The organism is Cytobacillus sp. FSL R7-0696, assembly GCF_038006865.1.
GTDB lineage: Bacteria > Bacillota > Bacilli > Bacillales > Cytobacillaceae > Cytobacillus > Cytobacillus kochii.
The window spans coordinates 4,531,590-4,553,232 of sequence record NZ_JBBOWA010000001.1 but is presented as its reverse complement, the minus strand read 5'-3'; the positions used below and the strand labels follow the sequence as shown (position 1 = coordinate 4,553,232).

Genomic DNA, 21,643 nt, shown 5'->3' with positions numbered 1-21,643 from the left:
ACACACTCAGGAGGGGAAATATGGAGAATGTAGCTCGTAAACTACAGCAAGAACAACATGTATCTAACCAGCCGGCTCAAGCGCCAAAAAAGAAAATCAAAGATCGTAAATCATTGCTCTCGCCTGGAGAAAAAATAATGGGTATCGTATTTGCGGGTGCAGTTTTCTTTGGCGCCACAACAATTATTTCAAATCAAGCAGGTTTATATGAAGTAAATGCGGAAATTCAAGACACGCAAAAAGCAATCACTGAACAACAGAGTGTGAATAGTGATTTAAAAATGCAAATCGAGGAATTAAGTCGTCCAGATCGTGTAAAACAAGCAGCTGAAAAATCTGGCTTTGAAATGAATGAATCTCCTAAGGTTGTTGGTGGTGAGTAATGTATAAGAAGCAAAGAAATATGAATGTTGGAGCAGCGATATTGTTTATGATATTCAGTCTGCTCTTTTTTGTCTTGCTTTTCCGGTTTATCTCTATTCAAGTGTCTGGTGAAGCGGGTGGTAAAGTCATTGCTGCACAAGCTGAACAGTTGTACCAAGGTTCAACAACTATTGAATCTAAACGTGGGACAATTTACGATCGTAATGGCAATGTCATTGCTGAAGATAGTACAGCTTACACTTTAGTTGCCGTCTTATCCGAAAAAATGACCAAGAATAAAGATAATCCCAAACATGTGGTTGAACCAGATGAGACGGCAAAGCAATTAGCTGAAGTCATTGATATGGAAGAGTCCGAAATCTACGAAAGATTAACGATCAATGAGAGGCGAGGCAAGGATGAACAGTTGTTCCAGGTTGAATTTGGTCGTGCTGGTCAAAAATTAACAGTTAGTCAAAAGAAGAAAATAGAAGAGTTAGAGTTGCCAGGTATTGTTTTTCAACCGCAGACCATTCGTTTTTACCCTAATGGAACTTTTGCTTCGCACCTTATTGGGTATGTTGATTCCGTAGAAGGTGAAGATGGAAAACTCGAAGACAAAGGAATTATGGGCTTAGAGAAGAGCTTGAATGATTTAATGTTAGGGGAAGATGGCAAGTTTTCTTATGAAAAAGATATTTGGGGATACTTATTACCAAATGGTGAAGAAGTTGTAGAAAAAGCAGAAGACGGAAATGATGTATATTTAACAATCGATAATAAAATTCAAATATTTTTAGAAGAAGCAATGAGCAAAGTAAGTGAAAAGTATGACCCAGAAAAGATGGTCGCCGTTGTCGCTGACCCGAAAACGGGCGAAATTCTTGCGATGAGCCAACGACCTACATTTAATCCAGAAACACGGGAAGGCATTGATCAAACATGGCGTAATCTCGCTATTGAGGATTCGTTTGAACCAGGTTCAACAATGAAAGCTTTTACGTTAGCAGCGGCAATTGAGGAAGGGGTGTTTACACCTAATGCAACCTTCGAATCTGGTACGTATAAAGTTACGGAAAAATCTCCACCAGTAAGAGACCATAATAATGGACAAGGATGGGGTTCAATTACGTATTTAGAAGGCATTCAACGTTCCTCTAATGTAGCAATAGCGAAAATGGTAAAAGATCAACTAGGCTATGAAACATATCGAGAATACTTGACGAAATTTGGTTTTGAAGAACCAACCGGTATTGATTTACCTAATGAAGCTGGAGGGAAAATTGTTTACGAATGGCCATTTGAAAAAGTAACAACGGCTTATGGTCAAGGAACCGCTATTACACCCATTCAACAAATACAAGCGGCGACTGCTATTGCTAGTGATGGGTCTATGAAGCAGCCTCATGTAATAAGTGAAATAATTAACCCAAACAATGATAAAGTGGTAAAAGAAGCAAAAGAAGAGATTAAGGGTCAACCGATTTCTGAGAATACAGCTAAGGAAGTGAGAAAGGTATTAGAAACGGTTGTCTCTTCTGAGAATGGGACAGGCCATAACCATTATCAAATTGATGGCTACAAAGTAGCTGGTAAAACAGGAACAGCACAAATACCTAAAGAGGGTGGTGGCTATATTACAGGGCGAGAAAATTATGTGTTCTCCTTTTTAGGAATGGCACCTGCTGAAGACCCTGAATTACTAGTATATGTGGCTGTTCAGCAACCAGAGCTTGAAAATACAGAAACAGGCAGCGATCCTGTTTCAGAAATTTTTAAACCGGTTATGAAGAATAGCTTAAGTTATTTAAGTATTGAACCTACTGACTACGATAAACTTCAAGTGAGTAAAGGATTGAATTTTGAAGGAAAATCTGTTGAACAAGCGAAAAAGTCATTAGAGAAAAATGGAATGCAGCCAATTATTATCGGTGATGGTAAAAAGGTTGTAGAACAATCACCAGGTGCTACAGAAAGTGTGTTAGAAGGTGAAAAGGTTATTCTTAAAACGGATGGGAAGCTTACTGTCCCAGACTTAACTGGTTGGTCGATGAGAGATGTGATGAAGTTTGTTAAGCTATCTAATCTTAAGCTTAACAGTGTGGGCAACGGTTTTGCTGTCAAGCAAAATCTAGCTCCAGGAAGCGCTATAAAAGAAGATGAATATTTAATCGTTGATTTTCAACAAAGTGGAAAAAAATCCTCTTCTAATGAGGGAGAAGAACTGAAAGATGATAAAAGTGCGAGCGAACAGTAGAAGTTAAAGACGAGCTTCTGTTCTAAAAATAATGTACAAGCATAAAATGGAACGAGCCAGATAAAAAAGGAGGGTTCTTCCATTTATGCGTGTATCTAATGTAACCGTTCGAAAAAGATTAATTGCTGCATTATTTATTGGGTTATTTGTGTTTTTAATTATTGATGTTCGCTTGGGCTATGTCCAATTTTTTATAGGAAATGTTCTCACAGATGGGGCCAAAGAATTATGGAGTAGAAATATCCCTTTTGAGCCTGAAAGAGGAGAAATTGTTGATCGGAACGGAGTCGCTTTAGCAACCAATGTAAGTGCACCAACGGTTTACGTCGTCCCGCGACAAATTACCGAGCCTGACGATGCTGCTGAAAAGTTAGCCGCTACACTTCATTTATCTAAAGAGAAAGTATTTGAAGAAATTACAGAGAAAAAGTCGAGTGTAAGAATTACTGGTGGCAGAAAAATCACCCATGAAAAAGCAAAAGAAGTAAGATCATTAAATATAGATGGTGTATATATCGGTGAGGATTCTAAAAGGCATTATCCGTTTGGCGATTATCTATCCCATGTGCTCGGTTTTGCTGGCGTTGATAATCAAGGGCTGATGGGTCTCGAATTATACTACGATAAAGAACTAAGTGGAGAAAAAGGATCGGTCAAGTTTTATGCTAATGCCAAAGGACAAAGAATGAATGATATGGCTGACGATTATCAAGCACCTGTTGACGGTAATACATTAAAGTTAACTGTTGATACAAAAGTACAAACAATTATTGAGAGAGAACTTGACAATGCCGAGGCTAAGTATAATCCAGATGGGTTAATAGCAATTGCGATGGATCCAAATACAGGAGAAATTCTTGGAATGTCTAGTAGACCGACATTTGACCCTGCAAATTTTCGTAATGTATCTGCAGATGTGTATAATCGTAATTTACCTATTTGGAGCTCCTACGAACCAGGATCAACTTTTAAAATTATTACATTGGCAGCCGCATTAGAAGAGGGGAAAGTTGATCTAGATCATGACCATTTTCACGATCCAGGTTATGTAGAAGTAGGCGGAGCTAAGCTTCGCTGTTGGAAAAAAGGTGGACATGGTTCACAAACCTATTTAGAAGTGGTACAAAATTCTTGTAACCCAGGTTTCGTTAATCTTGGTGAACGGTTAGGAAAAGAAACCTTATTTAAATATATTCATGATTTTGGTTTTGGAGAAAAAACGGGGATTGACTTGCAAGGAGAATCTACAGGAATACTATTTAACTTAGATAAAGTAGGGCCAGTAGAGCAAGCGACAACGGCATTTGGTCAAGGGGTATCAGTCACACCCATTCAGCAAGTTGCCGCCATTTCTGCCGCCATAAACGGGGGAACATTGTATACACCATATATTGCTAAAGAAATCGTTGATTCTAAAACAGGCGATGTCATAAAACAAGTCACACCTGAAGCGAAACGAAAGGTAATATCAAAAGAGACATCAACCGAGATTCGCAGAGCATTAGAAACCGTAGTTGCTCAAGGGTCAGGTAAGAATGCATTTGTTGAAGGGTATAGAGTAGGTGGTAAGACAGGAACAGCCCAGAAAGCTCAAGGTGGTAAATATCTGGAAAACAACCATATTGTTTCCTTTATTGGCTTTGCACCAGCTGACGACCCTGAGATTGTCGTTTATACAGCTGTTGATAATCCGAAAGGGACGGTCCAATTTGGTGGTGTTGTAGCGGCTCCGATTGTTGGTAACATTATTGGTGATAGTTTACGAGCTATGGGAGTTGAACCTAGGAAAGATCAAGTAGAAAAAGAGTATGCTTGGCCAGATACACCGCTTTTAGAAGTACCTGATTTAGTAGGTATAACAAAATTGGAGTTAGGTGAGATGATGATTAACCTTCAAATTGAAGCTAGTGGACAAGGAGATACAGTTGTAAAACAATCGCCTCTTCCTGGTACAAAAATCAAAGAAGGTTCCACCATACGCCTCTATTTCAACGATGAACAGCATGATGACACTGAGGAAGGCGGCGATTAAAAGCCGCCTTTTTCTAAGTTTATGATTATAATCAATCATCATATGTAACAAAGGAGCTAGAGATTGAGTCCAATTATTAGTAAGGTTAAATGGCGTATAATGGATGAAAAGAAGGCTTTTGGTGGATCAAGTGCTATTATTTTTATAGAAAAAACCGTTTAAACGAGGCATTTATAAGAAACTCATAGAAAATTATCGCTGAATCATGTAAAATATTATACGCCTATCACCTTTAACGCATAGGTTAGACAAAATGATCGTAAAAATGTTTTATGAGAAGTTTGTATGAGAGGAATGGAATTTTATGAAATTACATACGTTGCTACAAAAGTTGCAACCTTATCTTCAATATAATGATGTAGACAATATTGAAATTCAATCAATTGAAAATGATAACCGTAAAGTAGAAGAAGGTAGCTTATTTGTTTGTATAAAAGGCTACACAGTTGATGGTCATGACTTTGCTGCTTCAGCTGTCGAAAAAGGAGCAGTAGCCGTTATTTCTGAGAAGGAGCTCTCCTTAAAGATACCCGTGATTGTTGTGAAGAGTACAAGAAGAGCACTATCTTTACTTTCAGATGCCTTTTACGGGCAGCCAAGTCAACAGTTACACTTAATAGGTGTGACAGGTACAAATGGGAAAACAACGACAACACATATCATTGATAAAATTTTATCAGATGCTGGTCAAAAAACGGGTCTGATGGGCACAATGTATACTAAAATTGGTCAGCAAAAATATGAAATTAAAAACACAACGCCTGAGAGTCTTACTTTACAGAGAACATTTAAACAAATGAAAGATACTGGCGTCACATCAGCAGTGATGGAAGTGTCATCTCATTCATTAGATGAAGGTAGAGTACATGGTTGTGATTTTGATGTAGCTGTATTTACAAATTTAACGCAAGACCACCTAGATTACCACCATACAATGGATGAATATCGTCGTGCTAAAGGTCTTCTGTTCGCACAACTGGGGAATGCCTATCATTATGATCGACCGAAATATGCTGTTTTGAATGTAGATGATCCAGCGTCATATGATTATGAAAAATCAACTTCCGCATATATACTAACGTATGGAATTGATCGAGATGCGGACTTTCGGGCAAGAAATATAGAAATGAATGCTTCTGGGACCACATTTGAATTAGACAGTCCAATCGGAAACTATTCTCTTCATATTCAGTTAATAGGAAAATTTAGTGTATATAATGTATTGGCAAGTATTGCTGCAGCTTTTGCTTCTAATATTTCTATGGAGCAAATTATCCAGTCTGTTGAAAGTGTAGCTGGCGTTGCAGGGAGATTCGAAACGGTAGATGCTCATCAAGATTTCACCGTTATTGTAGATTACTCTCATACGCCAGATAGTTTAGAGAATGCATTAAAGACAGTGCAACAATTAGCAAAGAAACGAATCTTTACAGTTGTCGGTTGTGGAGGAGATAGAGATCGTACGAAAAGGCCTTTAATGGCTCAAATTACTTGTAAACATAGTACTGATGCTATATTTACATCTGATAATCCCCGTACCGAGGACCCTGAAAGTATTTTAAAAGACATGGAAGCTGGTGTGAAAAACGAATCTTATGTTTCAATTATTGATCGAAAAGAGGCTATACAATATGCAGTGAATCAGGCAGAACCTGGGGATTGTATATTAATAGCAGGTAAAGGTCATGAAACATATCAAATAATTGGTCATGAGCATTTTGAATTTGATGATCGATTAGTAGCGAAGGAAGCCATTGAAAAAAAAGAAAACAAGTAGTAAATGACTAAAAAAATAACACGATCATGAATGATTGATTGAAAGGTTTAGAATATATGATAAAACGATTAAGAAAAAAACAAGTAAAACAATTCTCAATACCCGTTAAAGGTTGTGAACAATGATGATGGAGCAAGTGATATTATTTACAATTATTCTAGGTTTTTTAATTACCGTACTCATTTCTCCTTTGTTCATACCTTTTTTAAGGAGACTTAAATTCGGTCAAAGCATAAGAGAAGAAGGACCAAAATCCCACCAGAAGAAAACAGGGACGCCTACAATGGGTGGCTTAATGATTCTGTTTTCAATTACATTAAGTACGCTCATTATGACTGCTAAATTCCAAGGACCGACAAGTACCACATATTTGCTGCTTCTCGTTACTTTAGGTTTTGGTTTATTAGGATTCTTAGATGATTTTATTAAGGTAGTGATGAAAAGAAACTTAGGTTTAACTTCATTGCAAAAACTAATCGGACAGATTATTATTTCAATAATATTTTTCTTTGTATTAAAGCAAACCGGTTTTAGTACAGAAGTAGCGATTCCTTTAACCGATTTTTCCATTGATTTAGGATGGGGCTATGCCTTATTTATTATTTTTTGGCTCGTTGGGTTTTCAAATGCTGTGAACTTAACAGACGGGTTAGATGGATTGGTAAGTGGGACAGCAGCAATCGCATTTGGTGCATTTGCCGTCCTTGCTTGGAGTCAATCATTATTTGAAGTATCCGTGTTTTCAGTAGCAGTTGTTGGTGCACTTCTTGGATTTCTTGTATTCAATGCACATCCAGCCAAAGTTTTTATGGGTGATACAGGATCACTTGCTTTGGGTGGAGCAATTGCGGCGATTGCCATCATGACAAAGTTTGAACTGATCTTACTAATCATAGGCTTCGTATTTGTTATTGAAACATTATCAGTGATTATTCAAGTAGCTTCTTTCAAGACAACAGGAAAACGTGTATTTAAAATGAGCCCATTACATCATCACTACGAGCTTGTAGGGTGGTCAGAGTGGCGCGTTGTTGTGACATTTTGGACAGTAGGACTTCTTTGTGCCATTCTCGGAATCTATGTAGAGGTGTGGATGTAATGAAAACAGTGAATCATTATCATCATAAAAAAATACTCGTGTTAGGACTTGCTAAAAGTGGTGTCGGTGCGGCATCTCTACTACATAAGTTAGGTGCTTTTGTAACGGTAAATGACTATAAACCTTTAGATGAAAATCCGGAGGCCCAAAGCTTATTACAGCAAGGTATTACCGTGATTTGTGGAAGCCACCCAGTCGACTTGCTTGATGAAGGGTTTGAATATGTGGTAAAAAACCCTGGCATTCCATATAGCAACCCTATTGTCCAAGGGGCGATTGATAGAGGGCTGCCGATTATTACGGAAGTAGAACTTGCTTATCAAATATCCAAAGCTCCATTTGTTGCTATTACTGGTACAAATGGCAAGACAACAACGACAACGCTCATTAATGAAATCTTTCAGGCTGCTAATAAGTCTTCGCTTATTGCTGGTAATATCGGAAAGGTATCTTCTATCGTTGCGGAAAACGCGAAGAAGGAGGATACAATTATTATTGAGTTGTCTTCTTTTCAATTAATGGGAATTGAAGCATTTCGCCCGAAGATTGCTATTTTAACCAATCTTTATGAAGCACATATTGATTATCATGGCACAATGAAAGAATATATCAGTGCAAAAGCGAATATCACAAAAAACCAAACGAAGGAAGATTACTTCATTGTAAATGCTGATCAAGAGGCAGTGATGGAAGTAGCTGCCCATTCGAAAGCGACAATTATTCCGTTTTCTACCACCATTGAATTGGAAAAAGGTGGATATGTCAAAGACGGTATTATTTACTTTAATGAGGAAGCAATTATATCTATTGCTGATATTGTTCTCCCAGGGGCACATAACTTAGAAAACATTCTATCTAGTATCATTGCTGCCAAATTGTCCGGTATTGATAATGAAGCCATCTATCAAGTTTTAACGACTTTTCAAGGAGTAGCCCACCGTCTACAGTTCGTTGGCGAAAAGGATAAAAGACGTTTTTATAATGATTCAAAGGCAACAAATATTTTAGCGACAACGAAAGCTTTAGCTGCCTTTGATCAGCCTATTGTTCTTCTAGCTGGCGGTCTTGATCGTGGTAATGCCTTTGATGAGCTTATACCAGCACTTACAAATGTGAAAGCCGTCGTAACTTTCGGTGAGACGGCTGAAAAAATTGACGCTGCTGCCGCTCATGCAGGGATAAAAAGCATTGTACATGCCAATAATGTGGAAGATGCTGTGCCACTGGCTTTTGACCTTTCAAAAGAAGGAGATATTATCTTACTTTCGCCCGCGTGTGCAAGTTGGGATCAATATAAAACTTTTGAAGTAAGAGGAGACATTTTTATAGAAGCGGTGCATAAGCTTAAGTAAAGGGCTTGTCTGCCGGTTCAAATGATCCTATTCCTTGAGCTAAGATTGATTTTGTTCGGTAGAGGAAACTGCAAACAGCCCTAAAACTTGCATTTAGAGGTGTGTTGACTTTGCCAACTAAAAAAGCCACTCCAGATATGATATTAATTATTGTTACGCTCATGCTCTTAGCTGTTGGATTAACGATGGTTTATAGTGCCAGTGCCATTTGGGCAGATTACAAGTTTGATGACGCTTTTTTCTTCGCAAAAAGGCAGTTACTATTTGCAGTTGTGGGTTTAGTAGCCATGTTCTTTCTTATGAATGTTGATTATTGGACATGGAGAACATGGGCAAAAGTCATCATCATTGTTTGTTTTGTGTTGCTATTATTAGTATTAATACCTGGTATAGGAAATGTTAGAAATGGGTCAAGAAGTTGGATAGGGGTTGGTGCATTCTCTATTCAACCTTCCGAGTTTATGAAACTAGCGATGATTGCTTTTCTCGCTAAGTTTCTTTCCGAAAAGCAGAAACTCATTACCTCATTTAAGAAAGGCTTAGTACCTTCATTAGGCCTAGTATTTCTTGCTTTCGGCTTAATCATGTTACAGCCTGATTTAGGCACGGGAACTGTAATGGTAGGGACTTGTATAGTAATGATATTCGTGTCAGGTGCAAGAATTAAACATTTTGCATTTTTAGGTTTGATCGGTATAGGAGGCTTTGTTGCTTTAGTACTCTCTGCACCTTATCGAATCAAAAGAATTACTTCCTTCTTAGATCCTTGGGAGGACCCTTTAGGAAGCGGATTTCAAATTATACAATCTCTTTATGCAATTGGTCCAGGTGGGTTATTCGGTTTAGGTTTAGGAGAAAGCAGACAGAAATTCTTCTATTTACCAGAACCACAAACAGATTTTATTTTTGCCATATTATCTGAGGAATTAGGTTTTATAGGGGGCACATTCGTGATTTTACTCTTCGCTCTTCTTTTATGGAGAGGAATTAGAGTAGCGCTTGGTGCACCAGATTTATATGGTAGTTTTTTGGCAGTAGGGATTATCGCCATGGTTGCCATACAAGTAATGATTAATATTGGTGTAGTCACAGGTTTAATGCCAGTAACTGGTATCACTTTACCATTCTTAAGTTATGGAGGATCTTCATTGACCCTTATGTTAATGGCTATTGGTGTGCTGCTTAATATTAGTCGGTATTCTCGTTATTAATGAAACCCATTTTAGGGTTTCTTTTTTTGCTGATAGGAGAATCGCAAATTAAAAAAGAATATATAGTTAAAGCTTCAATTAAGTGGTATTACTTGGGTTAATTTGTTAGTGTAGAACATTCATTTATTTCAAAAGGGAAAGAGTTTTTCCAAATTCATTACATTTGCATGACATTGTAGGTTATCATTTCTTCCTTTCAGTGCAAATATAGTAGAATAGGATAAAGTAAGACTAGTAAACAGTAAGGAAACTAACAGCTTTGTTTGAGGTGAAAGCATGAAAATTGCATTAAGTGGTGGTGGCACAGGTGGACATATTTACCCTGCGCTTGCCTTAATACGAGAAATTCAAAAGCAAGATAAAAACGCAGAATTCTTATACATAGGTACTAAAAATGGGCTAGAGGCATCGATTGTTCCTCGTGCAAATATACCTTTTCAGTCAATTGAAATTTCAGGATTTAAAAGAAGCTTATCTTTAGATAATGTGAAAACGATTTGGCGCTTCTTAAAAGGTGTTCAAGATAGTAAAAAAATGTTGAAGGAATTTCAGCCAGATGTCGTAATTGGTACAGGTGGTTATGTATGTGGGCCAGTTGTATACGCTGGTGCCAAGTTGGGAATTCCAACAATCATTCATGAACAAAATAGTGTACCTGGTTTAACTAATAAGTTCCTTAGTAAATATGTTGATAAAGTGGCTGTATGCTTTGATGAAGCTGTGGCAAGCTTTCCTAAAGGAAAGGTAGTTATGACGGGGAATCCTAGAGCAACAGAAGTGCTTGGACAAAATGCCATTAATGGTAAATTATCTGTCGGTCTAGATCCAGCTAAACCATCTGTGCTGATTTTCGGTGGTAGTAGGGGAGCAAGGCCGATTAATGATGCCGTGTTAAAAACATTTACCCAGTTAGCATCTAGGCCGTATGAAGTATTATATATCACCGGTGAGGTCCATTATGAAAGTGTAAAGAAAGAGGCTGAATTGGCTGGAAATCCCGATAATATCAAAATCAAACCTTTTATTCATAATATGCCAGAAGTATTAGCGGGAACGGACCTTGCTGTAACGAGAGCGGGTGCAACAACCCTAGCTGAATTAACGTCATTAGGCATCCCAAGTATATTAATACCAAGCCCATATGTAACGAATAATCATCAAGAAAAGAACGCGAGAGCATTAAGCGACCATGGCGCAGCAGAATTACTCCTAGAAGGAGATTTGAGTGCGAATAAATTAATTGAATCGATTGACCGGATTTTATTAGATGAGGACAAAATTGTCGCAATGAAATCTGCTGCAAAGAAGATAGGCGTCCCAGATGCAGCCGATCGGTTATATAATGTCATGAAAAAATTAATGAAAGATAAGTAGTAATGTAGCCCATTCTTGATGGTATTAGCATAATATAGAATGACGATACAGAGAGGGCGGATGTTATGCAGAGCGTATTTAGTGAGTTGAAAAACGCTATAAATGGAACGGTGAAAGAAAAAGAACCGCTTGCTTATCATACAACGATGAAAATAGGTGGACCTGCCGATATTTTTATTGAACCTAAGACAATAGAAGATTTGCGTAAAGCGATGGATGTTATTGTCTCGCATAAAATGAAATGGACTGTCATAGGAAGAGGCTCTAATTTACTAGTAGCTGATGATGGCATTGAGGGAGTAGTTATTAAATTCGGTAAAGGCTTTACCCACCTCGAACTAGAACAGGAACTCCTGAGGGTCGGTGCAGGATATCCCCTTGTAGCATTAGCTACCAAAGTGAGTAAACAAGGGTATGCAGGGCTAGAATTTGCAAGTGGAATTCCTGGTTCTGTTGGTGGAGCAGTCTTTATGAACGCAGGTGCACATCAATCAGATATCGCAGCTATCCTTGAGAAAGCGAATATCCTTTTTCCGAATGGTGAAATGCACTGGTTAACAAACGAAGAAATGAAATTTTCGTATCGAACGTCTATTTTACAAAAAGAACGACCTGGCATTGTTGTTGAAGCGATTTTTCGCTTAGTGCAAGGAGAGAAAGAAGCGATTACTGGTAGGATGTTACGTAATAAGGCTTATCGAAAAGAAACACAACCATGGGATGCCCCTTGTGCAGGGAGTATTTTTAGAAATCCACTACCACATCATGCTGGTCAGCTGATTGAAGCAGTTGGTTTAAAGGGGCATTCACTTGGAGGTGCCCAAATCTCGCCCATGCACGGGAATTTTATCGTGAATAGTAATCAGGCAACTGCTGAAGATGTTTTGGGTCTGATTCAACATGTGAAGGATACGGTATTAGCAGAGAAGGGCATAGCATTGCAAACAGAAGTTGAAATAATTGGGCGCGAGTAGCGAAAAAGACCAACTTCCATTCCAATTATTGTGATATAATCATTCAATAGAATGATGATAAGTGAATAAAGATTTAGGTATATTATCTCATTATGTTAATATATTAGTTTAATTAACCGAAAATAAGGATATATGCTGTGAGTAACGATGTACGAGGTGATGATGCTGGAACAAGGAAAAATAGTATCCATTGAAGATAGAATTCCTAAATTAAAACAGCAGAGAAAAAAGAAAGCGAACCGTAGACTCATTTTCCTACTTATTTTCTTTTTATTTCTGATTGCCTTAGTAGTTTATTTCCAGTCACCGTTGAGCAATATAAAAGCAATTAAAGTATCAGGTAACACTGTCTTCAGCAATGAAACGATTGTAGAACAAAGTGGATTAACTGAAGATATGAATATATGGAAAGTTGATGAAGCTGAGATTGAGCAAGTGCTTTTAAAACTACCAGAAATGAAAGAGGTAAAAGTAGCAACTGAGTTTCCAAATACAGTCGTTATTTCGGTGAAAGAACATAAACGAGTAGCTTATATTATGGAAGGTGAGGATTATATACCCGTTCTTGAAAACGGTAAAACTCTCTCAGTAAAAGGTGAAAGTGAGTTCCCAGCCAGTGCGCCTATTTTATTTCAATTTTCTGAAGGAAATGTGTTAGAGAAGATGATTGCGTCTCTTGGTCAATTACCAGAAGAGGTTCGTAATTCAATTTCAGAAATACACGCGACACCTAAAGAAACAGATAAAGAGGCAATTACGCTATATATGAATGATGGATATGAAGTAATCGCTACATTAGCAACCTTTGTCGATAAAATGTCTCATTACCCGGCAATTGTCGCTCAACTTGATCCCGATGTAAAAGGAATTATTGATTTGGAAGTGGGCTCTTACTTTAAGCCTTATGGCGAAGGGGGAGCTAATGAGAATGAAAAAGAACAAGAAGAGGAAGTTGAAGAATAATCAGGTTATCTTTTCACTTGTTTTCATTGGATTAGGTTTTCTGATTGCTTATTCCTTTCAATTGGCGAAAGATACAAAAGGTGACAGTAGTATAACGAGTAACCAGTGGGAGAGGGATCAGCAATTAAGAAGTGAATTGATTGATTTGGAAGAAAAAAATCTTAGCCTTCAACAAGAATTGTACAAGACACAAGATGCTCTGCAAGAAATAGAAAAGGAATTCTCTCAAGATGAGCAAGTATATAGTAATCTTGCCGAGGATGCCGATAAATATCGAATGTATTTAGGAAAAGTCAAAGTGAGTGGCCCTGGTGTAAATGTCACTCTCTTGGACGGGGAATACAATCCTCAAGCCGATTCAGCGAATAATTACATCGTACATGAACATCATGTGTTTCAAGTTATTAATGAGTTATACATTGCCGGTGCTTCAGCTGTCGCCATTAATGGTCAGCGTTTAACGCATTCCTCTTATATTGTCTGTAACGGACCAGTCATTGAAGTGGACGGGAAGCAACACCCAGCCCCATTTGTTATATCTGCGATTGGAGATGCGGATGTTCTCACATCGGCACTAAATATTGCTGGCGGCGTTAAAGACTTACTTGTCAATGAAAATATTCAGTTTTCATTAGAGAGTAAATCAGAAATCATAATGGACCCGATAATTGGTAGTTAGTGCTTTTTCTATCATGATAGGTGTAATAATTGATGGAAAAAGAAGATAGGTGAAACGATGAACAAAAAGCAATGGGGTTTTACAATAATTACAGTCTTAATTGGTGTCATGCTAGCCATTCAGTTTAAAACGGTCAAGAATACAGATGTAAGAGATACAAGAGATACATGGCAATTGCGGGAAGATCTGCAAAATGAGGAAGCATTACGGCTTGAGTTGCTAAAGGAAATCAGATCACAAGAAGAAAAAATAGCGCAATATGAAAATAATATAGCTGCTAATAAGGAAGAGATTCTGAGAACAACATTGGATGAGCTCAAAACAGAAGTAGGGTTGACAGAAAAATCAGGTCCAGGTTTGATTTTAACGATACAACCTATTGCTGAGGAATTGACTATCGGCTCACAAGTGGGGAAGGTCACTCCCGATTTATTGAAGAGGTTATTAAATGAACTCAACCGTTATGGTGCGAAAGAAGTAGCGATCGGTGGTCATCGGGTAATCAACTCTACTGTGATAAGAGATATAAATAATATAACGAAAATAGATGGTTACTCTATTCAGACCTTACCGTTAGAATTGAGGGTTATTGTAGAGAATGAGCATGATGCGGAACAAATGTATAAAAGAATGCAAGTTTCTAAATCTATAGAAGACTTTTTTATAGAGAATTTAACACTCGATATACAACTAGCGGAAAATGAGATTACTGTACCAGCCTACAATGAACCAATTCACATGACTGATATGAAGGAGGCGGGCAAGAAGAGCGAAGGAGGACATTCATAATGTGGCTACCCATCTTAGGTTTATTTATCGGGTTGTTTATCGGGTTTATGACAGATTTTCAAATTCCTGATGAATATGCCAATTACTTATCAATCGCTATTCTTGCTGCACTTGATACACTTTTTGGTGGTATTAGAGCCCATTTACAAGATGTGTATAGTGAAAAAATCTTTGTATCTGGATTTTTCTTTAATATTATGCTTGCAGCAGGTCTTGCTTTTCTAGGGGTTCATCTTGGTGTAGACTTATATTTAGCAGCTGTATTTGCCTTCGGTGTGAGGTTATTTCAAAACATCGCAGTTATTAGAAGGATTTTATTAGCCAGGTGGACAAGTAAGAATGAAAATTTAGAAAAAAATTGATTTTAAAAAAGGGAATAGTTTAGTTTTGACGAATAATTTTATTAATATCAAATTTGGTTTATCAGTTTAATATATAAAGGTTTTATAATGAAAACTGCAAGAGTAAGTAACTAAAAAAAGTAGACTCGCAAAAAGGGAGGTGCCACAGAATGAACAGCAATGAAATATATGTCAGCCTTGACATCGGTACATCCAGTGTAAAGGTAATCATTGGTGAGATGGTCAATGATTCTTTAAACATTATTGGTGTTGGCAATGTAGCTTCCGAAGGATTAAGAAAGGGCTCCATTGTTGATATAGATGAAACCGTTCATTCTATTAGAAGAGCAATTGAACAAGCTGAAAGAATGATTGGCATGGAGATTAGAAGAGTGATAGTAGGTATCACAGGTAACCATGTTATGCTTCAGCCTTCTCACGGTGTAGTCGCCGTGTCAAGTGAAAATAAGGAAATCTCAGATGATGATGTAGCGCGTGTAATGGATGCTGCCCAAGTGGTATCAGTGCCACCTGAGAGAGAAATTATTGATGTTATCCCAAGGCAATTTATTGTAGATGGATTAGATGAAATCAATGATCCAAGAGGTATGATTGGTGTAAGATTAGAAATGGAAGGTACCATCATAACCGGATCTAAAACTTTATTACATAATACGCTTAGATGCGTTGAACGCGCAGGCCTAGAAATTATGGATATAACCCTTCAGCCGTTAGCAGCAGGTGCTTTCGCCTTATCTAAAGATGAGAAAAACTTAGGTGTGGCACTCGTTGATATAGGTGGTGGTTCAACAACGATTGCTATTTTTGAAAATGGTGTACTAAAGGATACAAGTGTATTGCCTGTTGGAGGGGAACATATCACTAAAGACTTATCGATTGGTTTACGAACTTCAACTGAAGATGCTGAAAAAATTAAGATAAAACATGGGTATGCTTTTTATGATCACGCTTCAGAGGAAGAGGTATTTAGTGTACCAATTATCGGCAGTGATCAACATCAGCAATTTAATCAGCTAGAAATAGCAGATATTATTGAAGCAAGAATGGAAGAAACCTTTGATCTTATTCAACATGAGATAAGAAGGCTAGGGGCATCAGACCTTCCAGGTGGTTATGTCTTATGTGGAGGGGTTGCAAATACGCAAGGGGTATTAGAACTTGCTCAAGTAGTCTTCCAGAATAGAGTGAGAATAGCCGTACCTGATTATATTGGGGTTAGAGAACCACAATATTGTACAGCAGTTGGCTTAATACAGTTTGCATATAAAAATGCAAAGATTCAAGGAAAGAACATGGAGGCAATTGTCGATCAGCCTGAAGCAAATGAAAAGAGAACACAAAAGCAAACGCAGCCGAAGAAAAGCACAGAAAAAGAGCCGGAACAAAAAGTGACATCAAGAGTTAAAAAGTTCCTTGGATACTTTTTCGAGTAGCAAAAACAAAACATTGTATTGTAATAGATTAATAGCAAGGCAGATTGTAAATTTACAGTAGATGTTAGTTAGCTATTAAACAGTTAATCATCAAGATAAATGAGCGAATCGAAAAAAAGGTGTTCTTAGGAATATCGACGAATTAGGAGGATTTGTCATGTTGGAATTTGATACGAATTTAGATTCATTAGCAACGATAAAAGTAATTGGAGTTGGTGGCGGAGGAAATAACGCCGTTAACCGTATGATTGAGCATGGTGTACAAGGTGTTGAATTTATTGCAGTGAATACAGATGCTCAAGCACTAAACCTATCCAAAGCCGAAGTAAAGATGCAAATTGGTGGTAAATTGACAAGAGGGCTCGGTGCAGGTGCCAATCCAGAAGTAGGAAAAAAGGCAGCTGAAGAAAGTAAAGAGCAAGTTGAAGAAGCATTAAAAGGTGCAGATATGGTATTTGTTACTGCTGGAATGGGTGGAGGAACAGGTACTGGTGCTGCTCCTGTAATAGCTCAAATCGCACGTGATTTAGGCGCTTTAACAGTGGGTGTTGTGACAAGGCCATTTACATTTGAAGGTCGTAAACGTTCTACTCAAGCAGCTGGTGGAATAGCTTCTATGAAAGATGCTGTGGATACATTGATTGTCATCCCTAATGATCGTTTATTAGAAATTGTAGATAAAAGTACACCGATGCTTGAAGCATTCCGTGAAGCAGATAATGTTCTTCGCCAAGGGGTTCAAGGTATTTCAGATTTAATTGCCACACCTGGTTTGATTAACTTGGACTTCGCTGATGTAAAAACAATTATGTCCAATAAAGGTTCTGCACTTATGGGAATCGGATTAGCTGCAGGAGAAAATCGAGCAGCAGAAGCTGCCAAGAAGGCCATCTCTTCTCCATTATTAGAAAAGTCTATTGATGGTGCGCAAGGGGTTCTAATGAATATTACAGGCGGATCAAACTTAAGCTTGTATGAAGTACAAGAAGCAGCAGATATTGTTGCATCAGCATCAGATCAAGATGTTAATATGATCTTTGGTTCTGTTATCAATGAGGATTTGAAGGATGAGATTGTTGTAACAGTTATCGCGACTGGCTTCAATGAAGAAGTTATTCAAACAAAGCCTTCAAAGCCGGCATTCGGCCAGAATAAAGGGAACGTTGGTGTAGGATCACAGGTGCAAAAGCGTGAAACGTATCGTGAACGCGAGCGAGAAGAAGCTGCAACACATGAGCAGCCAACAAGGAATACAGCAAAGGAACATCCAGAAGATACATTAGATATCCCAACGTTTTTAAGAAACCGTAACCGCAGAAGATAATTCAATTTGTGTAAGAAAGCTAATGTCCTAATTTAAGGACATTGGCTTTTTTTGTTTTAAAAAAAGAATGCCCCACAAATAAATGTACGATTAGTAAAATACTTTTTTATATTAATGTTAATCAAAGATAAGAACTCTCTAAAAAGTTAGTCATATTAAAAACTTCCCCATTTTCGCCATTCCCCCCAGTTGAGACAGACCGCAAAAAACTGACAAAAAAAGAAAAGAATAGTGAAAATTTCTGCTGTTTTACCAACAGAAAGTGACATCTTTATCTTGATGAATAGGCTATACTTTTTTTAGCACATCAATAAGACAGCCACCCATAAGAATATACATTGTTAGTTTTAGGGGGGAAGAAGGCAGATTGGCCATTTATTTAGATATTATTTGGGCATTAAATTTGTTGTTTGATAGTCTTCTCCTATATTTAACGTCTATTCTTCTGAAAATCGAAGTTAAATTATGGAGAATAGCCACAGGAGGTTTGGTAGGCTCAATAATAATCTTATTATCCATTACACCGATTCATGCATACTCCAGTCATCCAATAGGTAAGTGGTTATTTTCTATTTTCATGGTTTTTATTGTATTTGGTTTTAGAAGATTAACATTTTTTATTAAAGCGTTAAGTACATTTTATGCAGTAACCTTTTTAATCGGTGGTAGTTTAATTGCTGTTCATTATTTTATTCAATTTGATTTAGATCTAACATCAACCGTGATGCTTGCATCCGTAAAGGGCTTTGGTGATCCTATTAGCTGGCTGTTCGTATTATTAGGTTTCCCTATTGCCTGGCATTTTTCAAAGAAAAATTATGATTCTATTGAAATGACCAAGATCAATTATGAGTCAAATGTGAATGTCCAAATTCAACTAAAAGGCGAAACCTATGAGTTTCAAGGTCTAATAGATAGTGGTAATCAGCTTTACGATCCATTAACAAGAGTACCTGTGATGATTGTTTCGATTGACCAGCATAAAGAGTCTTTTCCAGAAGCGATTACAACAATGGCAAAAGATCCAGATGGTGCGATAGAAGGCAGGTGGGAAATCCCGAACGATTGGATGTCAGTTGTCCGCGTGATTCCTGCAAAGGTGGTCGGTAACGATAATCAAATGCGACTTGCCCTCAAACCAGAGAAGATTACTTTGGTTAAAGATAATGAAGTCATTGCAGTGGATAAAGGACTAATTTCATTTACTATGCAAAAATTGTCCCCAGAGAATCGCTTTCAATGCATTGTACATCCAAAAATGTTAACAGGTGCAAAGAAGGTTAGTTAAATTGCATGAGAAATAAACCATTATAGGGAGGAGAAAGAGTGCGTAAACTTAAATTTCGCTTATCATATTATTGGTATAAGCTTTTAATGAAATTAGGTTTAAAGACAGATGAAATATATTATATAGGTGGTAGCGAAGCTCTTCCCCCGCCACTTAGTAAAGAAGAGGAAGCAATATTGTTAAACAAGCTTCCTAAAGGAGACCAAGCAGCAAGGTCAATTTTAATTGAACGGAATTTGCGTTTAGTAGTGTATATTGCACGCAAGTTTGAGAATACAGGCATTAATATTGAAGATCTCATTAGTATAGGAACTATTGGCTTAATAAAGGCAGTTAATACTTTTAATCCGGAGAAAAAAATCAAACTGGCTACATATGCCTCACGATGTATTGAAAATGAGATATTAATGTATTTACGTAGAAACAACAAAATTCGCTCGGAAGTTTCGTTTGATGAACCACTTAATATTGATTGGGATGGGAATGAATTATTATTATCAGATGTTCTTGGCACAGAGGAAGATATAATCACTAAGGATTTAGAAGCAAATGTCGATAAAAAGCTTTTAATCAAAGCACTTCATCAATTATCTGATAGAGAAAAACAAATCATGGAATTGCGTTTTGGACTTGGTGAGGATGAGGAAAAAACACAAAAAGATGTTGCCGATATGCTTGGGATTTCTCAATCCTATATTTCAAGATTAGAAAAAAGAATCATTAAACGTTTGAAAAAAGAATTCAATAAAATGGTGTAAAAAAATTTTTTTCGTCGTTGAAATATCTGTTAAATAAAGGATATTTCTTTTTTTTGCAATTTATGCGCATTTTTCTTGTGCATATTTTTCCTTCTCGCGGAGATACTGATTTTTGTACAGCAGCTCCTGTGAGGAGGGAATGGGATTGACTCGAAATAAAGTAGAAATTTGCGGAGTAGATACATCAAAGCTTCCAGTACTAAAGAACGAAGAAATGAGAGCACTCTTCAAGCAAATGCATAATGGAGATATATCAGCAAGGGAGAGCCTAGTAAATGGGAACCTCCGACTCGTTTTAAGTGTCATTCAACGGTTTAATAATAGGGGTGAATTTGTTGATGACTTATTTCAAGTTGGCTGTATCGGTCTTATGAAATCTATTGATAATTTTGATTTAAGCCAAAATGTAAAATTCTCCACTTATGCTGTTCCTATGATTATTGGAGAAATCCGTAGATATTTACGCGATAATAATCCAATAAGGGTATCTCGTTCCTTACGTGATATCGCCTATAAAGCCTTGCAGGTAAGAGAACGCCTAATGAGTAAAACTTCAAAAGAACCAACAGCTGAAGAGATTGCGAAAGAATTGGATATTCCGCATGAAGAAATTGTTTTCGCCCTTGATGCAATACAAGATCCTGTATCACTTTTTGAGCCTATTTATAATGACGGCGGCGACCCAATCTTTGTAATGGATCAACTCAGTGATGAAAAGAATAAGGATATTCAATGGGTAGAAGAGCTTGCACTGAAAGAAGGCATGAGACGCCTGAATGATCGAGAAAAAATGATATTACGCAAAAGGTTTTTTCAAGGAAAAACACAAATGGAAGTTGCTGAAGAAATTGGTATTTCTCAGGCTCAGGTCTCACGCTTAGAAAAAGCAGCTATTAAACAAATGAATAAAAATATTCAAAGCTAATATGCCAGGAGAGTTTGACACAAATGTGTTAAGCTCTTTTTTATTTGTATGGATGTGAGTGCTATTCCAAAAAAGATTCTTCCGTGAGAGCTTGCCTAACATGAGGGGAAATGTAAGAAATCTCATAGAAAATATACACAAATAGGTAAAACTGGATATAATATTTGATTTACATTAACGGACAAAAGCAGAAGAACTATTTCGCAAAAAAGTAGGATACACCTACAATACATGCTTGCTTGACAAATATTATAAGTAAACATCTTGAGATCCACTTAGTCTCAAATCACACCAAATTTGAACTCGGTATTTTTAATCTTTCTCAACATATATTGTAATAAAAGGAGGCGTTTAAGATGATGAGGATCTCAAATTTTCAAATGAAAGATGTTATTAATGTTGCTGATGGTAAGAAGTTAGGATTTATTAGTGATATTGATATCGATGTAGAAACTGGGAAAATAGACTGTATTTTCATTAGTCAACAAAACAAGATGCTTCCTTTTTTTAATAAGCTGGAGGATATTGTGATTGAATGGGGCGATATCTTAAAGATTGGGGAGGACGTGATCCTTGTCCGTTTTCCTCATCAATATCAATTAAATGAACCAAAAGAAGAATATAGCAATCGATAGTTATAGCTGTAAACCTTAATCGCAATATGGTAAACTAAAGAAAAAAAT

At 37.2% G+C, this 21,643-nt stretch carries 19 protein-coding genes; all 19 read left to right on the top strand.

The window, feature by feature from the left end; all coding sequences use genetic code 11:
- Positions 1–20: 20 nt before the first annotated feature.
- The 19 genes from ftsL to MKX29_RS23020 all read left to right on the top strand — a co-directional run bounded on the left by ftsL (position 21) and on the right by MKX29_RS23020 (position 21,595).
- The gene (gene ftsL, locus MKX29_RS23110) at positions 21–383 is read left to right on the top strand and encodes a cell division protein FtsL (RefSeq protein ID WP_095369620.1); all 363 of its coding nucleotides are present in this window, start codon (positions 21–23) and stop codon (positions 381–383) included.
- Complete coding sequence (locus MKX29_RS23105) at positions 383–2,620, top strand: penicillin-binding protein (RefSeq protein WP_289433475.1); 2,238 nt, start codon at positions 383–385, stop codon at positions 2,618–2,620. The genes ftsL and MKX29_RS23105 overlap by 1 nt, the downstream gene beginning before the upstream one ends.
- Positions 2,621–2,705: 85 nt before the next feature.
- Positions 2,706–4,652, top strand: a complete 1,947-nt coding sequence (locus tag MKX29_RS23100; protein WP_251161445.1) for a stage V sporulation protein D — start codon at positions 2,706–2,708, stop codon at positions 4,650–4,652.
- Positions 4,653–4,956: 304 nt separating this feature from the next.
- Complete coding sequence (locus MKX29_RS23095; RefSeq protein WP_341108001.1) at positions 4,957–6,429, top strand: UDP-N-acetylmuramoyl-L-alanyl-D-glutamate--2,6-diaminopimelate ligase; 1,473 nt, start codon at positions 4,957–4,959, stop codon at positions 6,427–6,429.
- A gap of 124 nt (positions 6,430–6,553) precedes the next feature.
- Entirely contained in the window at positions 6,554–7,528 is a 975-nt protein-coding gene (gene mraY / locus MKX29_RS23090; protein ID WP_095369616.1) for a phospho-N-acetylmuramoyl-pentapeptide-transferase, read from the top strand.
- Positions 7,528–8,880 carry a UDP-N-acetylmuramoyl-L-alanine--D-glutamate ligase gene (murD, locus tag MKX29_RS23085; protein WP_341107999.1) on the top strand — a complete coding sequence of 451 codons (1,353 nt, stop codon included), beginning with the start codon at positions 7,528–7,530 and terminating at the stop codon, positions 8,878–8,880. The genes mraY and murD overlap by 1 nt, the downstream gene beginning before the upstream one ends.
- A gap of 110 nt (positions 8,881–8,990) precedes the next feature.
- Positions 8,991–10,091: a stage V sporulation protein E gene (gene spoVE / locus MKX29_RS23080; protein WP_224938535.1), complete on the top strand. Its 1,101-nt coding sequence runs from the start codon at positions 8,991–8,993 to the stop codon at positions 10,089–10,091.
- 276 nt (positions 10,092–10,367) lie between these two features.
- Positions 10,368–11,465 carry an undecaprenyldiphospho-muramoylpentapeptide beta-N-acetylglucosaminyltransferase gene (gene murG, locus MKX29_RS23075; RefSeq protein WP_289433480.1) on the top strand — a complete coding sequence of 366 codons (1,098 nt, stop codon included), beginning with the start codon at positions 10,368–10,370 and terminating at the stop codon, positions 11,463–11,465.
- A 65-nt stretch (positions 11,466–11,530) separates the two neighbouring features.
- The gene (gene murB, locus MKX29_RS23070; protein WP_251161449.1) at positions 11,531–12,439 is read left to right on the top strand and encodes a UDP-N-acetylmuramate dehydrogenase; all 909 of its coding nucleotides are present in this window, start codon (positions 11,531–11,533) and stop codon (positions 12,437–12,439) included.
- 162 nt (positions 12,440–12,601) lie between these two features.
- Positions 12,602–13,402, top strand: a complete 801-nt coding sequence (locus tag MKX29_RS23065; protein WP_306469970.1) for a cell division protein FtsQ/DivIB — start codon at positions 12,602–12,604, stop codon at positions 13,400–13,402.
- Positions 13,368–14,081 (top strand): DUF881 domain-containing protein, encoded by a 714-nt coding sequence (locus MKX29_RS23060; protein ID WP_289433484.1) that lies wholly within the window; start codon positions 13,368–13,370, stop codon positions 14,079–14,081. Before MKX29_RS23065 ends, MKX29_RS23060 begins: the two co-directional genes overlap by 35 nt.
- A 57-nt stretch (positions 14,082–14,138) precedes the next feature.
- On the top strand, positions 14,139–14,870 hold the full coding sequence (locus MKX29_RS23055) for a DUF881 domain-containing protein (RefSeq protein WP_251161451.1): 732 nt from the start codon (positions 14,139–14,141) through the stop codon (positions 14,868–14,870).
- Positions 14,870–15,232: a small basic family protein gene (locus MKX29_RS23050; RefSeq protein ID WP_095369611.1), complete on the top strand. Its 363-nt coding sequence runs from the start codon at positions 14,870–14,872 to the stop codon at positions 15,230–15,232. Before MKX29_RS23055 ends, MKX29_RS23050 begins: the two co-directional genes overlap by 1 nt.
- 149 nt (positions 15,233–15,381) lie before the next feature.
- Positions 15,382–16,665 (top strand): cell division protein FtsA, encoded by a 1,284-nt coding sequence (ftsA, locus tag MKX29_RS23045; protein ID WP_095369610.1) that lies wholly within the window; start codon positions 15,382–15,384, stop codon positions 16,663–16,665.
- Positions 16,666–16,822: 157 nt separating this feature from the next.
- Complete coding sequence (gene ftsZ / locus MKX29_RS23040) at positions 16,823–17,989, top strand: cell division protein FtsZ (protein WP_224938540.1); 1,167 nt, start codon at positions 16,823–16,825, stop codon at positions 17,987–17,989.
- A gap of 367 nt (positions 17,990–18,356) precedes the next feature.
- Complete coding sequence (spoIIGA, locus tag MKX29_RS23035; protein WP_095369608.1) at positions 18,357–19,277, top strand: sigma-E processing peptidase SpoIIGA; 921 nt, start codon at positions 18,357–18,359, stop codon at positions 19,275–19,277.
- 38 nt (positions 19,278–19,315) lie between these two features.
- A complete protein-coding gene (gene sigE, locus MKX29_RS23030; protein WP_095369607.1) occupies positions 19,316–20,035 on the top strand; it encodes an RNA polymerase sporulation sigma factor SigE in 720 nt (239 codons plus the stop codon).
- Between the two features lie 145 nt (positions 20,036–20,180).
- The gene (gene sigG, locus MKX29_RS23025; RefSeq protein WP_191812371.1) at positions 20,181–20,960 is read left to right on the top strand and encodes an RNA polymerase sporulation sigma factor SigG; all 780 of its coding nucleotides are present in this window, start codon (positions 20,181–20,183) and stop codon (positions 20,958–20,960) included.
- Positions 20,961–21,316: 356 nt separating this feature from the next.
- Positions 21,317–21,595 carry a YlmC/YmxH family sporulation protein gene (locus tag MKX29_RS23020; RefSeq protein ID WP_341107991.1) on the top strand — a complete coding sequence of 93 codons (279 nt, stop codon included), beginning with the start codon at positions 21,317–21,319 and terminating at the stop codon, positions 21,593–21,595.
- The last annotated feature ends 48 nt before the right edge of the window (positions 21,596–21,643 follow it).